Source organism: Actinoplanes sp. NPDC021490 (assembly GCF_055562135.1).
Window position 1 is genome coordinate 1 of sequence record NZ_JBVHFW010000024.1, and the last position, 13,430, is coordinate 13,430.

The following is a 13,430-nucleotide window of genomic DNA, read 5'->3' on the forward strand; positions in this document are numbered from 1 at the left end:
CGAAATCTTCACCCACATCCACACCGCACTACGACAACACGGACTACTCACCACACCACAGTTATCCACAACTTGACTCACAGGAGCTTCAGGCCCGGCTTCGGGCCGGTCCGAAGATCGGTCCAGGCCGATAAAATCTGCGGTGGGACGGGGGACCCCCGGTAGGGTGGGCCCCCGGGTTTTGCGGGGGGCGCAGCGCGGCCCGGACGCCCTAGTCGGTCAGGGACTTGCCCAGTGCGTCCAGCAAGTATTCCGTTCCCGCGCGCCGCTTGCTGACGTCGTCCAGCCCGTCGAGATAGACGCCCTGCTCGGTGATCACGAAGTCGGTGCCGCCGTCCGCCGCCGCCTTGAACTCGGCGGTGACGACCGAGACCGAGATCCGGGTGCCGTTCGCGGTCATCTCGTACGTGTAGATCAGGCGCTCCTCCGGGATGATGTCGGTGTACGTGACGAAGTACCCGTATTCCGACCCGTCGGAGAACACGGTGGTCGCCGTCTCGCGGCCGCCCTCGCGGAAGTCGAACGACTTGTCCTTCTGCCGGGCCTGGTCGTCGGGCGCGCCGAACCATTTGGCCTTGGCCTGCGGGTCGGCGAAGGCGGCGAAGACCCGGGTCGGCGCGGCCGGGTAGTGCCGTTCGAGGCGGAAAGTGTCGTGCTGGGCGTGGCGTGAAGTCATGAGTCCTCCAGGAAGTTGCCGAGGCGGTCGAGGCGGCTCAGCCATTCGGTCCGGCGTTCGGCGATCCACTGCTCGGCGGCGTTCAGCGCGACCGGCTCGAGATAGCAGGTGCGCACCCGTCCGGTTTTCTGAGACCGCACGAGTCCGCTCTCCTCGAGCACGCGCAGGTGCTGCAGGACCGCGGGCAGGGACATCACCAGCGGTTCGGCCAGCTGTTTCACGGTGGCCGGGCCACGGCTGAGACGCGCGATCATGCTGCGGCGGCTGCCGTCGGCGAGGGCCGCGAACATCGAGTCGAGCGGAGGCAAATGGTTAAGCACCTGCTTAAGTATTGGGGTGGGAGCGCCGATGTCAAGGCCGGGTGAGACGCGGCAGGCCCCAACGGAGTAAGTTCGAGTGCTCCCTCATGCGAGCACGCTGCCCGGACGCGTGCATCGGGGTGCCGGAAAGAGAGATTCACCGCCTTGAGCGACGCCACCGTTCTTCAGCAGGAGATTGCGGTCGAGCAGCAGCACGTCGACCGCGTCTATGCCCGGCTCGCCGAGCTGCGCCACAACGCCTCACGAGCCGAGCGGGAGGGCTACCAGCTCGCCGGGGTGGGCACCTTCGGCGCGCTGGTCGAGCGGGACGCGATGGTGTTTCACGCCGCCCGCCGCCGGCACGCGCTCGACACCGAGTACGAGGGCCTGGTCTTCGGCCGCCTCGACCTCAACACCGGCGCCACCCACTACGTGGGCCGCATGGGCATCCGCGACGACAACTCGCAACCGCTGGTCGTCGACTGGCGCGCCCCGGCGGCCGCCGCGTTCTATCGGGCCACCCCGGCCGAGCCGCTGGGTGTCGTCCGCCGTCGCATGATCCAGTCGAGCCGGGAGCGGGTCACCGGCATCGAGGACGACCTGCTCGACCCCGAGGCGGCGCCGGCCGACATGCGGGTGGTGGGTGACGGCGCGCTGCTGGCCAGCCTGTCCAAGGCGACCGGGCGGGGCATGCGCGACATCGTCGCCACCATCCAGCGCGAGCAGGACGATGCGATCCGCTCCCCCGCCTCGGGCGTGACGATCGTGACCGGCGGCCCCGGCACGGGCAAGACCGCGGTCGCCCTGCACCGGGCGGCCTACCTGCTCTATTCCGACCGCAACCGGTTCGCCGGCGGCGGCATCCTGGTCGTCGGCCCGTCCGGCGTGTTCGTCGACTACATCGCCACCGTGCTGCCCTCGCTGGGTGAGGACACGGCCACCCTGAGGTCGCTGGGCACGCTGGTGCCGGGCTACGACGCCAGCCGGGTCGACTCGACCGACGTCGCCGCGATCAAGGGCTCGTTGCGCATGCGGCGGGTGCTCGAGCGGGCCTCGCACGACGCCGTCCCGGACGCGCCGACCGAGCTGCGCCTGCTCTATCGGGGCACGCTGCTGCGGCTGGACGCGAGGGAGCTGGAACGCATCCGCCGTTCGGCACTGCCCCGCGGGGCCCGGCGCAACGAGGTCCGCGGCGCCGGCTTCGACCGGGTCTTCGACGCGCTGTGGGCGCAGGCCCGCCAGCAGAAGGTCAGCGGCCTGCCCGAGAAGCGGGACTTCGAGGCCGAGCTGGCCGACCGTACGGACTTCCGCGAGTTTCTCAAGGCGTGGTGGCCGCGGTTCACGCCGATGCGGGTGCTGCGCTGGCTGACCGTTCCGGGGCGGCTCCGCTCGTACGCGCACGGTCTGCTCTCGAGGGACGAGATCGGGCTCCTGCAGGGCTCGTTCGACGCGCTGGACGCCGAGGGCCCGACCATCGCCGACGTGGCGCTGCTGGACGAGCTGGACGAGCTGATGGGCCGCCCGCGCAAGCCGCAGCGCAAGTCCAAGAACCCGTTCCACATTCGCGATGGTGTGCAGGAGCTGAGCACGGCCAACGAGCGGCAGGCGGCGGTCCGCGCCCAGCAGACACAGCGCGATGAGGACTACCGGGAGTACGCGCACGTGGTGGTGGACGAGGCGCAGGACGTCTCGCCGATGCAGTGGCGCATGATCGGCCGCCGCGGGTCGTACGCGTCGTGGACGGTCGTCGGCGACCCGGCGCAGACGGCGTGGTCGGGCGACCTGGACGAGCTCGACCGTTCCCGCGACAAGGCCCTGGGCTCGCGCAAGCGCAACAGCTACGCGCTGACCACCAACTACCGCAACTCGGCGGAGATCTTCGCGGTGGCCGCGTCGGTGATCCGCCGGATCATGCCCGATCTGCCGCTGCCGACCGCCGTCCGCAGCACCGGCGTGGACCCGGTCGACCTGGTGACCGAGGCCGCCCGGCTGCCCGAGCTCGTCCGTGAGGTGACCGAGAAGCAGCTGGCCGAGGTCGACGGGACGATTGGCGTGATCACCCCGGTGCCGCGCCGCGACGAGATGGCGCAGTGGGTCGCCGGCCTGCCGGAACGGGTGCAGGTGGTGACGGCGCTGGAGGCCAAGGGCATGGAGTACGACGCGGTGGTGCTGGTCGAGCCGGGATCCCTCACGAGGGATCCGGCCGGCATGCGCACCCTCTACGTCGCGCTGTCCCGGGCCACCCAGCGCCTGACCACCGTGGGAACCGATCCGGCGTGGCGGGGCTGACGCGCCGCTGTTACGGGATGGGCACGGCCACGGCGTTGTACGTCGTGGCCGGCTCGGCCGGCGTGGTGAACCGGGCGTTGGGCAGGTAGAACCGCTTGCCGTACTCGGCGATCGTGGTGGGGACGTCGAACGAGGCGCTGCCCGTACGCGAGATGACCCGGCCCGTGGTGGCCCGCTTGTCCAGCTGCACCTTGGCGATCACGTTGAGCCGGTTCTGCACCACATAGAGCGTGCGCCCGCGCAGCCACAGGCCGTCGCCGTTGACCACGGTCTCGGCGCCCAGCCCGATCTCGGTACTCCGGCCGTCGTACCCGACCCGGAACAGCTTGCCGAGGTTGGACTGCACCACGATCAGGGCGCGGCCGTCCGGCGTACGGGAGATGCCGTTGGCGTTGTTGCCGGTGGTGTACTGGATGTCCCCGGTCAGCGGGACGGCCACCGGCGCCGATGACAGGTTGAGCGGCACCTTCCAGAGCACCGGGTTGGCCGAGTCGGTGAACCAGGCGGCGTCGCGGGTCAGCACGACGTCGTTGATGAACCAGGCCGTCGTGCCCGGGCCCTTGAGCGTGTAAGACTTGAGAACGTCGCCGTTGCGCAGGTCGACCACGCGGGCGTTGCCGGCGCTGCCTCCGGCCACAAAGAGCCGGTTCCGGTCGATCTTGAGGCCGAGCGACGGGTTGCCCGCCCCGGGGCCCTCACTGAAGACCGAGCCTTTCCCCGTACGCAGGCTGACCCGGTAGATGTCGCCGTCGGCCCGGGATCCGAAGTACGCGTACGGCCTGTCCCCGATGGCGATGCCTTCGGGCTGGAACCCGTCGGGCAGGGCCAGCGAGCTGGGCCATTGGGGCGAGTGCGACGAGGAGTGTGCTGCGGCCGGCGCCGCGCCGGCCACCACGGCGAGGACCGTGGAGATGACAATCGCGAGGGTACGTCTGGACACGGATATCCCTTTCCAGGCGGAACTTGCTGTCATCGACTGCATACCCCGATCGTGGCCCGGCGGTTCGACTTTGATTGCCATCTTCAAATTGCAAACATAGCGATGTACGCATACTTTAGTCGCGGCGCATCTCGCCGACGGAGGGTTGACTCATGGGAGCCGGGCACGATCACGGAGGCCAGGCGCTGCGCGCGGGGGCCAAGCACCGCAAGCGGCTCTGGTGGGCGGCCGGCCTGCTCGCCGGCTTCATGGCCGTCGAGGCCGTGGCCGCCTTCGCGACCGGCTCGCTGGCCCTGCTCTCCGACGCCGGCCACATGTTCACCGACGTGCTCGGCATCGCCATGGCGCTGGCCGCGATCACCGCGGCCGGGCGGGCGGCCACCGACTCGCAGCGCACCTTCGGCCTCTATCGCCTCGAGGTGCTGGCCGCGCTGGCCAACGCCGTGCTGCTGACCGCGGTCGCGGGCTTCGTCGTGGTGCAGGCGCTGCGCCGCTTCACCGACCCGCCCGAGGTGCCGGCCGGCTCGATGCTGGTCGTCGCGGTGGGCGGCCTGGTCGTCAACCTGATCGCCTTCGCCCTGTTGCGCAGCGGCGCGCAGGAGAGCATCAACGTGCGCGGCGCGTACCTCGAGGTGGTCGGTGACCTGCTGGGCTCGGTCGGCGTGATCGTGGCCGCGACGATCATCGGGCTCACCGGGTGGTCGTACGCGGACCCGATCGTCGCCGTGATCGTCGCGCTCATGATCCTGCCGCGGACGTTCGCGCTCGGCCGCTCGGCGGTGCGCATCCTCGTGCAGGCCGCGCCCGAGCATCTCGACATCACCCAGGTGCGGGCCCGGCTGGCCGCCGTTCCGGGCGTGTGCGACGTCCACGATCTGCACGTCTGGACGCTCACCTCGGGCATGGACGTGGCCTCGGCCCACCTGAGCCTGGAGCCCGCGGCCGAGCTGGGTGACGTGCTGACCCATGCGCGCGAGGCCCTGCACGAGGACTTCCACATCGACCACGCCACGCTGCAGGTCGAGCCGGTGACGTCGGGCGGGCGGTGCTCTCCGGCCGGCTGGTGATCAATCGGCCCGCGCCTATGGCGATCATCACACCTCAGGGTGCACGATCTTCACACCGGTCACCGCATGTGCCGACCTCCGCCCGGTCCTCGGCAACGTCTCTACGCTTGGTGACCATGTCATCACGGGAGGACAGCATCATGGTCACGGTCATCCATCAGCCCCGGGTCGCCTGGGACGGTGCCCGCGCTTTCGTCCAGGCGGCCGGGAGCCCGCAGTCCGAGGCCTTTGCCGCGCGCGTGCTGAGCCGGCTGGGCAGCGAGATGTACGGCCACTTCGCCGACACCCGCCAGCGGCTGCTCGTCGCCCTGGTCGAGACCGGGGGTGACCGGTTCGCGGCCGACGTCGAGGCCGGCAAGTGGCGCGTACGGCTGGAGGATCTGATCCGCACCCGGCCCGAGCTGACCGACGCGGTGATGGAACTGACGAACAACGGGTTCGAACTCTGACCCTTCGCCGCTTTTGCGGTAAACGACCCCAACCGGGCGGCTAGCGATAACAATGCCCTATATGGGCGACGCTCGGGTGATGGTCTTTGCGCCGGCACCGCAACTCACGGTGACCATCGAACAGCAACACAATCAGCCGGAGCTCCACGTCCACCCGGGTGGACAGGGCATCTGGCAGGCACGCATGGTCACCTCGCTCGGCGCCGAGGTGACGCTGTGCACGGCGGTCGGCGGTGAGGTCGGCCGCGTGCTCAAGCCCCTGCTCGACTTCAAGGGCGTCCAGCTGCGGACGATCCCCCGTGAGAGCGGCAGCGGCTGGTACGTGCACGACCGCCGCAACGGCAAGCGCCAGGAACTGGCCGAGCAGCCCGGCGCGCCGTTCACCCGGCACGAGCTGGACGAGCTCTACAACCTCGCGCTGGCCGAGGGCCTGCGGGCCGGCAACGCGATCCTCAGCGGCCCGGCCCACCCCTCGGTGATCCGGCCCGACGTCTACGGCCGCCTCGCCCACGACCTGCGGGCGCACGGGTGCCGGGTGATCGCCGACCTGTCCGGCGACCACCTCAAGGCGGTGCTCGAGGCCGGCCTGCACGTGGTCAAGGTGAGCCACGAGGAGCTGCTCCGGGACGGCATGATCAAGGACGCGTCCGAGAAGTCGCTCACCGAGGCGCTGATCAAGCTGCACGAGGACGGCGCCGAGGCGGCCCTGCTGTCGCGGGCGGACGCGGGCGCGCTGGCCCTGTTCAACGAGCAGATCTATCGGGTCGGCATCCCGAAGCTGTCGATCGCCGACCATCGCGGCGCCGGTGACTCGATGACCGCCGGGGTCGCCGCCGTGCTGGCCAAGGGCGGCGAGATGACTCTGGCGGTGCGCACCGGGGCGGCCGCCGGGGCCCTGAACGTCACCCGGCACGGGCTCGGCACCGGGCACATGGACGCCGTTCAGGTGCTCACCGAACGAGTCAAGATCACCCCTCTCAGGAAGACGACATGACGAGAATTCTGGTCACCAACGACGACGGCATCGACGCGCCCGGCCTGCGCTGGCTGGCGCGGGCGGCGGCCCGCGAGGGACACGACGTCACGGTGGCCGCGCCGGTCACCGAGGCCAGCGGCAGCAGCGCGGCGATGACGGCCGTGGAGGAACACGGCCGGATCATCCTGCACAAACGTGAGCTTCCGCACGCCAAGCACATTCCGGCGTACGCGGTGGCGGCGTCACCGGCGTACATCGTGCTGCTCGCGCTGCGGGAGGCGTTCGGCGAGGTGCCGGAGCTGATCTTCTCGGGCATCAACCGGGGCGCCAACGCGGGCGCCGCGGTCGTCCACTCGGGCACGGTCGGGGCCACCCTCACCGGCTCGTACGCGGGTCTGCACGGTCTGGCCGTCTCGCTGGACGTGCTCTCGCCCCGGGCCTCCTCGGCGCGCAGCGGGGGCGCCGCCCTCGCGGCGCTCGACCACGAGGAGGACGAGAAGCGGCACTGGGACAGCGCGGCCGAGCTGGCCGTGCGCCTGGTGCCGACGCTGATGCACACGCCGGCCGGCACGATCTTCAACCTGAACGTGCCCGACCTGCATCTGGACGGCATCCGTGGGCTCCGGCGGGCCTCGCTGGCTCAGTTCGGGCAGGTGCAGGTGAGCATCGCCGAGGCCGGCGAGGGCTTCGTGCGCACGGCCGTGCAGGCCGCCGACGACACCCTGCAGCCGGACACCGACCTGGCCGCCCTGGCCGAGCACTTCGCCGTGGTCACGCCGATCCGGCCGCCGCACGAGATGACCGAGGTGAAGATCAACCTCGAGGCGATCCCGCTGCACGCCTCGGCGCTGTAGCCGAAGCCGGAAAGAGCCGGGGCACGAAAAGGCCGGCCCTCCCACTCGCGGAGGACCGGCCCGGTCGGGAGCTCAGATGCCGGACACCGCCGGCTGTACCGCGTCGGCCTGGCCGAACGGCTGCGGGTTGCCGAACAGGCCGAGCAACCCCGTCACCCACAACTGGCGGTGCGCGAAGCGGCTGGGCCGGGTGACGATCAGCTTGACCTCGCTGACCTGCGCAAGCTGAAAAGCGGCGACGAGCGCGCTGATGCCCACGGAGTCGATGAAAGTCACATTCTGAAGGTTGAGCTCGATGCGAGCGAGACGCCCGGCGGCCAGCTGTCCGGCTACCGCCTCACGGATCTCGTACGCGTTTTCGACGTCGATCTCACCGCTCGGCGAGACCTCCACCACGTCGTCGGCAAGCGTCGACGTCATTATCGACAGCGTCACGCCAATTCCCTCCACCCGCCCGGCACTTCCGGGCGTCTTTCCTCCTGCACAGGGTCGTCCGGACGATCCCAGTACGCCCGGCCGAATCCCCATGCATCGGGGGCGGTCGAGACTACCCCCACCAGGTTCGGTGAAACTGACCAAAAGGTTATGACCCGAACCTGTCAGGCACCTGAGTGCCTCGTGTGAACCGGGTCAACAGTACCGTCCGAGAGCAAGTCGTTTCCGAAACGTGATGGCGTCCACACCGGACACGTTTGTTGAACGGCGCGCATGGGCAGGGTTAAGCGGGAACGCCGAGCGCGGGAGGTAACAAATAATGTTCTCCAGCAAGAGCAAGACGGAACGGACGGCCGCGCAGGCCTGGGATTACCTGTCGGCTGCGATGGCGGCCGCGGGTGACACCGCCAAGGACACGGGCGACAAGGCGGCCAAGCTGGCCGGTAAGGCGAGTGACCAGGGTCACAAGCTGGCCGGGCAGGGCTACAAGCTGGCCGGCAAGAGCCAGCAGCTGGCCGGCCGGGCGAGCGGCAAGGCCGATCTGGCCTGGAACCGCGCCAACGCGGCAGCGGCCGTTCTGGCCGGGCGCAAGCCGGCCCGGCCGTGGGGCCTGATCATCGGCGTCGGCCTGCTCGGCGTCGCTGTCGGTTACGCGGTCGCGCAGTCGGCCCGGGCCGCCCTCGAGCGCCAGGCCGAGCAGGAAGAGCTCGAACTGGCCGAGACGGCGGTCGTGGTCACCCCGACCTACGACAACTAGATCGCTGATCTTTCCCCGGGCGGTATCCCCCTGCCGCCCGGGGAGTTGTCGTGCCCGGGCTCGGCGGCACAAGATCCTCGATACCCCGGCTGAGCTGCGCACGTGCCCCGAGCAGCATGACGAGGGCGCGCCCGGGCTGTTCACCGGCTACAGTTTCGCCGTCTCTCCGCTGTGGCACAGCCACCCGATTAGATAAGGTCCGTTGGTGCTCACTGCCGGACACCTCCTCGGCAACCGTTACCGGTTGGACGAGCGCATCGCCACAGGCGGGATGGGTGACGTCTGGCGCGGCACCGATGTCGTGCTGGGCCGGGTCATCGCCGTCAAGGTGCTGCGCTCCAACATGATGGCCGACCCCGAGTTCGCCGCCCGTTTCTACGGCGAGGCCCGGATGATGGCGGCCTTCCGCCACCCCGGCGTGGTGGAGGTCTACGACTACGCGAGCGCCACCGAGTCGGGCGGCGAAGACGGCATGGCCTACCTGGTGATGGCCTACGTCGAGGGCGAGCCGCTCTCGACCCGGGTCAAGCAGGGCCCGATGCCGGTGGCCGAGGTCATGTCGATCGTGGCGCAGGCGGCCGACGCCCTGCACGCCGCCCACGAGAACGGCACGGTCCACCGCGACGTCAAACCGGGCAACCTGATCGTCAAGCCCAACGGCACGGTCGTGCTGGTCGACTTCGGCGTGGCCCGCTCGGCCGCGGTCACCAGCGTCACGGCGGTCAACGCGATCGTCGGCACGGCTCTCTACATGGCGCCCGAGCAGGTCGCCAAGGGCAACGTCTCGGCGGCCACGGACATCTACGCGCTCGGCGCGGTGGCCTACCACTGCATCGCCGGCGAGCCGCCGTTCGACGGCGACAACGCCCTGCAGGTTGCCCTGCGGCACCTGGAGGACGAGCCCGAGCCGCTCCCCGAGGAAGTGCCCCTCGAGGTGCGCGAGCTCATCCAGAAGGCGATGGCCAAGCAGCCCGCCGACCGTTTCGCCACCGCGGCCGAGTTCGCCGAGGCCGCGTTCGCCGCGGCCGGCCCGCTCGACTGGAAGAGGCTGACCGGCACCTCGATGGTGGCCCCGCTCAGCCCGGCCGCGCCGACCCGGGCCGTGCCGCTGCCCCGCGACCTGCCGCCGCGCACCCCGCCGCCGCTCACCACGGCCGGGGTCTCGTCCACCTCGACCGGCCTGACGCCGAAACGCCCGCCGCGCAGCCAGACCGCGCTGCTCGTCGGCGTGATCGCCCTGCTCGTGCTGGCCGGTGGCCTGGCCTTCGCGATCGCGCTGCGGCCGGACGACAACGACAAACGCACGGTGGAGAATTCCGGGCCCGGCGGCACGGCGTCCCAGCCCACCGACACCATCACCACCACGCCGGCGACGACGCCGACCCAGGTCACCACGACCCGCTCCACGCCGCGGGGCAACGTGGCTCCCCGCTCGCAGACCCCGAGCGCGACGCCCACCAGCGCGACACCGACCCCCACGCCGACGACGACGCTGCTGCCAACCCTCCGGCCGACGACCCCGCCGGCGACGACGCGCCCGCCCACCACCACGCCGCCGACCACGCCGCCCACCACCCCGCCGACCACGCCACCGACCGATCCGGGTGACGGCGGCGGGGCCGCGGCCGGGCAGGCTCCGTAACCGGGGGCTTGACTCTGACACTGTGTCAGGCCGGAAGGTGATCTCATGTTCAGCATCGGAGAGTTCGCCGGTCTGGGACGCGTGTCCGTGCGCATGCTGCGGCACTACGACGCGATCGGGCTGCTGCGGCCCGCCCACGTCGACCCGCACAGCGGCTACCGCTTCTACACCGCCGCGCAGCTGCGCCTGCTCAACCGGGTGACCGCCCTGAAAGATCTCGGGTTCAGCCTGCAGCAGGTGCAGACGCTCATCGACGAGAAGGTCGGCACGGCCGAGCTGTGGGGCATGCTGCGCCTGCGTCGGGCCGAGCTGGCGGCGCAGATGGCCCACGACACCGCACGCCTGGCCCAGGTCGACGCCCGTCTCCGCATGATCGAAAGTGAGGGGCACATGGACACCGGAGACGTCGTCCTCAAGAAGATCCCGGCCACCCGGGTCGCGATGCTGTCCGGCACCGCGACCAGCTACGACCACCCGACGTCGATCAGCGAGAACCTGTCGCCGCTGTACCCGCGGCTGATGGAGCTGATGGAGAAGCACAAGGTCCCGATGTGCGCGGCGCCGATCGCGTACTACCGGCCCACGCCGGCCGAGCCGGGCGACGAGACGATCAGCGTCCACGCGGCGTTCCCGATCGGCGACGCCGAGGTTCCGCCCGGCGCCGGCTTCGACGTGGTGACGATCCCGGCGGTCGAGCAGGCGGCGACCGCGCTGCACCACGGCCCGATGTCCGAGGCGTTCCGCACCGGGCAGAAGATCGCCAACTGGATCGACGACAACGGATACCGTACGGACGGGCCCGGCTTCGCCGTCGAGGTTTATCTGGACTGCCCGCCCGGCGAGTTCGACAAGTGGGTCACCGAGATGCAGGTGCCGATCAGAACGACCGGCCACTGACCTCAGGTTTGCCCGGGCGTGGCCGATGGGGCCGGGCGGCACGGAACCGCAACCGAGCCGCTACCGAAAGGCCCCGGACATGACGACCCCGATCCCGTACGCCAGGTATCCGACCACGCCGCCGTGGGCCACCCCGGAGCGGCCGGACCCACCGGCCGCCCCGGATCCCGCACCACCGGCCGCGGCCCTCCCCCGGTTGTTCGTCCGTTACCCGGAGGAAATGGCCCGCGCCGCCCGGCCGCAGGCGCCGGCGTGGCTGCCGGTGGTGTTCTGGACGCTGCTGTTCGGGCTGCCGGGGGCGATCTCGGCGGTCCGTCGCGGCGCGGAGGCCCGGCGGGGCGGGAACGAGCGGTACCCGTACTGGCTCGCCTTCGGCACGGTGCTCACGGGTGCGGCCGTGACGCTGACCTTCCTCGGGTACGCCTGACCGGCGTACCCGAGGAGTCACATCTCGTCGGGGATCGGAATGCCCAGCAGGTCGAGGCCCAGTCGCAGGGTCTCCCCGGTGCGGGCGGTCAGGGCCAGCCGGCTCGGGTCGCCCAGGATCGGGCGGCACTTCTCGTAGAACGTGGAGAAGGCCACCGCGAGCTCGTGCAGGTGCAGGGCCAGCCGGTGGGGCTCGCGGTGCCCGATCGCGGCGGCCACGGCCGGTTCGAAGGCGAGCAGCGTGAGCGCCAGCCGCCGCTCGGCCGGGCCGGACAGCACGACCGGGCCCGGCTCCTGCTGCCCGGCCTTGGCCAGCAGAGACCGGATCCGGGCGTACGCGTACTGCAGGTAGGGGCCGGTGTTGCCGGTGGCGGCCAGCATCCGGTCCCAGTCGAAGACGTAGTCGCTGCGCCGGTCGTTGGCCAGGTCGGCGTATTTGATCGCGCCGATGCCGACCGCCGGGGAGGTGGCCCGGGCGTCCGCCTCGTCGAGCAGCCCGTCCAGCCTGATGGTGTCCCCGGACCGGGTCTTGAGCATCTTGCCGTCGGGTCCCAGCACCGAGCCGAAGTTGACGTGCTCGGCCGTGACGTCCCCGGTCAGCCAGCCGGCGTCCCGGCCCACCGCGAACACCATGGCGAAGTGGTTGCTCTGCGGGGTGCCGACCACGTAGAGCAGGCGGGTCGCGGCCAGGTCCCGGGTCCGGTGGCGCAGGGCGGCGAGGTCGGTGGCCGCGTACCCGAAACCGCCGTCGCTCTTGCGGACGATGAGCGGGAGCGGCTGCCCGTCGCGGCCGGTGAAACCCGCGGGGAACGCGCAGAGCGCACCCTCGCTCTCGACCAGCAGCCCCTTGGCGCTCAGCTCGTCGACCACCGAGGCCAGCTGGTCCTGATAGGAGCTCTCGCCGGTGAAGTCGTCCATGGTCAGCGTGATGCCGAGCCGGGCGTAGTCGGACACGAACGACCGCTCCGACTGCTCGACCAGCCGGCGCCACATCGCCCGGGTCGCCTCGTCGCCGTTCTGCAGCGCCACCACCCGCAGCCGGGCCCGCGTCCGGAAGCCGGGGTCGCTGTCGAACCGGACCCGGGACTCCCGGTAGAAGGCGGTGAGATCGCTCAGCGAGTAGCTGCCCTCGATGTCGGACATCTGCTCGATCAACATGCCGAACTGGGTGCCCCAGTCGCCGAGGTGGTTCACCCGCACGACGTCGTGCCCGGCCCAGGTGAGCAGCCGGGCCAGCGCGTCCCCGATGATCGTCGACCGCAGGTGCCCGACGTGCAGCTCCTTGGCCACGTTGGGGCCCGAGTAGTCGGGGACCACCCGCTCCTTCGGGTCCGGCGGCGGTTCCAGGGGGTACCGGGCGGCGAGCACCGCGTCGGCGACGGTCAGGTTGAGAAAGCCGGGGCCGGAAATCTCGACCTCGGCCAGCCCGGCCAGATCGGCCCGGGCCACCACCTCGGCGGCGAGTTCCCGCGGCGCGCGGCCCAGCCGGCGGGACAGGGCGAGGGCGGCCCCGGACTGGAAGTCGGCGTGCTGGGACGCCCGCACGGCGGGATCGACCGGCTCGCCGGCGACCGCTTCGAACGCGACCGCCAGCCGAGCGGCGAGAACAGCTTCGAGATTCATGACGCACCCATCGACATACGCGGAAGCGGGTCGACCGGGTCGTTCAGGCGAAGCACCGGCGGGATCGACCCGCCGGGAAAGAGCAAGACTCAGCGGCGGT

The 13,430-nt window shown here is 70.8% G+C and carries 14 protein-coding genes; 9 read left to right on the forward strand and 5 right to left on the reverse strand.

From position 1 onward, the window contains the following. Nucleotides 1-211 precede the first annotated feature (211 nt). Together ACZ3I4_RS42760 and ACZ3I4_RS42765 are read right to left on the reverse strand one after the other, a co-directional pair. On the reverse strand, nucleotides 212-676 hold the full coding sequence (locus ACZ3I4_RS42760; RefSeq protein ID WP_465387874.1) for an SRPBCC domain-containing protein: 465 nt from the start codon (nucleotides 674-676) through the stop codon (nucleotides 212-214). Next, on the reverse strand, nucleotides 673-996 hold the full coding sequence (locus ACZ3I4_RS42765; RefSeq protein WP_465387875.1) for an ArsR/SmtB family transcription factor: 324 nt from the start codon (nucleotides 994-996) through the stop codon (nucleotides 673-675). The genes ACZ3I4_RS42760 and ACZ3I4_RS42765 overlap by 4 nt, the downstream gene beginning before the upstream one ends. A gap of 144 nt (nucleotides 997-1,140) precedes the next feature. Here ACZ3I4_RS42765 and ACZ3I4_RS42770 point away from each other — a divergent pair, with 144 nt between their 5' ends. After that, nucleotides 1,141-3,264 carry a HelD family protein gene (locus ACZ3I4_RS42770; RefSeq protein ID WP_465387876.1) on the forward strand — a complete coding sequence of 708 codons (2,124 nt, stop codon included), beginning with the start codon at nucleotides 1,141-1,143 and terminating at the stop codon, nucleotides 3,262-3,264. A gap of 10 nt (nucleotides 3,265-3,274) precedes the next feature. Here the strand turns inward: ACZ3I4_RS42770 and ACZ3I4_RS42775 are convergent, their stop codons facing one another. Further along, entirely contained in the window at nucleotides 3,275-4,204 is a 930-nt protein-coding gene (locus ACZ3I4_RS42775) for an SMP-30/gluconolactonase/LRE family protein (RefSeq protein ID WP_465387877.1), read from the reverse strand. Nucleotides 4,205-4,356: 152 nt separating this feature from the next. On the opposite strand from ACZ3I4_RS42775, the gene ACZ3I4_RS42780 reads away from it, so the two are divergent. The 4 genes from ACZ3I4_RS42780 to surE all read left to right on the forward strand — a co-directional run bounded on the left by ACZ3I4_RS42780 (nucleotide 4,357) and on the right by surE (nucleotide 7,550). Continuing rightward, nucleotides 4,357-5,271, forward strand: a complete 915-nt coding sequence (locus tag ACZ3I4_RS42780) for a cation diffusion facilitator family transporter (RefSeq protein WP_465387878.1) — start codon at nucleotides 4,357-4,359, stop codon at nucleotides 5,269-5,271. 116 nt (nucleotides 5,272-5,387) lie between these two features. Continuing rightward, nucleotides 5,388-5,720 carry a hypothetical protein gene (locus ACZ3I4_RS42785; RefSeq protein ID WP_465387879.1) on the forward strand — a complete coding sequence of 111 codons (333 nt, stop codon included), beginning with the start codon at nucleotides 5,388-5,390 and terminating at the stop codon, nucleotides 5,718-5,720. A 61-nt stretch (nucleotides 5,721-5,781) separates the two neighbouring features. Then, nucleotides 5,782-6,714, forward strand: coding sequence for a 1-phosphofructokinase family hexose kinase (locus ACZ3I4_RS42790; RefSeq protein WP_465387880.1), 933 nt, complete (start codon nucleotides 5,782-5,784; stop codon nucleotides 6,712-6,714). Beyond that, on the forward strand, nucleotides 6,711-7,550 hold the full coding sequence (gene surE, locus ACZ3I4_RS42795; protein ID WP_465387881.1) for a 5'/3'-nucleotidase SurE: 840 nt from the start codon (nucleotides 6,711-6,713) through the stop codon (nucleotides 7,548-7,550). Before ACZ3I4_RS42790 ends, surE begins: the two co-directional genes overlap by 4 nt. A 72-nt stretch (nucleotides 7,551-7,622) precedes the next feature. Here surE and ACZ3I4_RS42800 read toward each other — a convergent pair whose 3' ends face one another. Then, complete coding sequence (locus ACZ3I4_RS42800; RefSeq protein WP_465388043.1) at nucleotides 7,623-7,985, reverse strand: STAS domain-containing protein; 363 nt, start codon at nucleotides 7,983-7,985, stop codon at nucleotides 7,623-7,625. A 319-nt stretch (nucleotides 7,986-8,304) separates the two neighbouring features. Here ACZ3I4_RS42800 and ACZ3I4_RS42805 point away from each other — a divergent pair, with 319 nt between their 5' ends. From ACZ3I4_RS42805 to ACZ3I4_RS42820, 4 genes are all read left to right on the forward strand, one after another. Continuing rightward, nucleotides 8,305-8,742, forward strand: coding sequence for a hypothetical protein (locus ACZ3I4_RS42805; protein ID WP_465387882.1), 438 nt, complete (start codon nucleotides 8,305-8,307; stop codon nucleotides 8,740-8,742). A gap of 205 nt (nucleotides 8,743-8,947) precedes the next feature. After that, nucleotides 8,948-10,384, forward strand: coding sequence for a serine/threonine-protein kinase (locus ACZ3I4_RS42810; protein ID WP_465387883.1), 1,437 nt, complete (start codon nucleotides 8,948-8,950; stop codon nucleotides 10,382-10,384). A 45-nt stretch (nucleotides 10,385-10,429) separates the two neighbouring features. Then, nucleotides 10,430-11,281 carry a MerR family transcriptional regulator gene (locus ACZ3I4_RS42815; RefSeq protein WP_465387884.1) on the forward strand — a complete coding sequence of 284 codons (852 nt, stop codon included), beginning with the start codon at nucleotides 10,430-10,432 and terminating at the stop codon, nucleotides 11,279-11,281. A 79-nt stretch (nucleotides 11,282-11,360) separates the two neighbouring features. Beyond that, entirely contained in the window at nucleotides 11,361-11,708 is a 348-nt protein-coding gene (locus ACZ3I4_RS42820; RefSeq protein WP_465387885.1) for a hypothetical protein, read from the forward strand. A 17-nt stretch (nucleotides 11,709-11,725) separates the two neighbouring features. On the opposite strand, the gene argS is transcribed toward ACZ3I4_RS42820, so the two are convergent. After that, complete coding sequence (gene argS / locus ACZ3I4_RS42825; RefSeq protein ID WP_465387886.1) at nucleotides 11,726-13,330, reverse strand: arginine--tRNA ligase; 1,605 nt, start codon at nucleotides 13,328-13,330, stop codon at nucleotides 11,726-11,728. Between the last annotated feature and the right edge of the window lie 100 nt (nucleotides 13,331-13,430).

Bases quoted from the DNA above. Each gene is read 5' to 3' on its own strand.
- ACZ3I4_RS42760 (WP_465387874.1), bottom strand. From the start codon at position 676: ATGACTTCACGCCACGCCCAGCACGACACTTTCCGCCTCGAACGGCAC.
- ACZ3I4_RS42780 (WP_465387878.1), top strand. From the start codon at position 4,357: ATGGGAGCCGGGCACGATCACGGAGGCCAGGCGCTGCGCGCGGGGGCC.
- ACZ3I4_RS42785 (WP_465387879.1), top strand. From the start codon at position 5,388: ATGTCATCACGGGAGGACAGCATCATGGTCACGGTCATCCATCAGCCC.
- ACZ3I4_RS42790 (WP_465387880.1), top strand. From the start codon at position 5,782: ATGGGCGACGCTCGGGTGATGGTCTTTGCGCCGGCACCGCAACTCACG.
- surE (WP_465387881.1), top strand. From the start codon at position 6,711: ATGACGAGAATTCTGGTCACCAACGACGACGGCATCGACGCGCCCGGC.
- ACZ3I4_RS42805 (WP_465387882.1), top strand. From the start codon at position 8,305: ATGTTCTCCAGCAAGAGCAAGACGGAACGGACGGCCGCGCAGGCCTGG.
- ACZ3I4_RS42815 (WP_465387884.1), top strand. From the start codon at position 10,430: ATGTTCAGCATCGGAGAGTTCGCCGGTCTGGGACGCGTGTCCGTGCGC.
- ACZ3I4_RS42820 (WP_465387885.1), top strand. From the start codon at position 11,361: ATGACGACCCCGATCCCGTACGCCAGGTATCCGACCACGCCGCCGTGG.
- argS (WP_465387886.1), bottom strand. From the start codon at position 13,330: ATGAATCTCGAAGCTGTTCTCGCCGCTCGGCTGGCGGTCGCGTTCGAA.